The organism is Stenotrophomonas sp. A3_2, assembly GCF_036624925.1.
Classification (GTDB): Bacteria; Pseudomonadota; Gammaproteobacteria; order Xanthomonadales; family Xanthomonadaceae; genus Stenotrophomonas; species Stenotrophomonas hibiscicola.
Genome location: NZ_JAZKVY010000312.1, coordinates 1 through 390 on the forward strand (window position 1 = coordinate 1; position 390 = coordinate 390).

General features: G+C 74.9%; 1 protein-coding gene. It reads right to left on the reverse strand.

Features of this window, described 5'->3' with window-relative positions:
• Nucleotides 1-71: 71 nt before the first annotated feature.
• Nucleotides 72-390, reverse strand: a 319-nt coding sequence (locus R5H29_RS14490) for a hypothetical protein (RefSeq protein WP_332329353.1), incomplete at its 5' end; no start/stop codon positions are given.

Here is a 390-nt window from a genome sequence, read left to right on the forward strand (position 1 = left end):
CCGCGCAAGAAAAAACTTTCACTTTCTTCGTGAAGTTTTTGTCCGGCATCGGCCGGCAACCGCCTTGGGGCCTATTGCGACGGGAAAGCGGCCAGCGCGGCGGGCAGGTTACGCAGGCTCACCGCTTCCCACGCGGAACGAGGCAGATCGGCCATGCGCCGCACCGGCGCCTCCGCCAGCGCCTGCAGCATGGCGGCAGCGGGCCCCTCCGGCAGCCGCGGCGCCCACGCCCGCAGACGCGTCAGCGCCGAGTCATCGCCGGCCCGCGCGGCCGCGGCGGCGAGGCCCAGCAGCAGCGTCTGCTGGGCCGGCGCCAGCACCCCGGCGGGCGGCGCCTCCCGCGCCAGCACCGCGTCCAGCGCTGCCTCCGCCCGCGGGAAATCGCCCGCC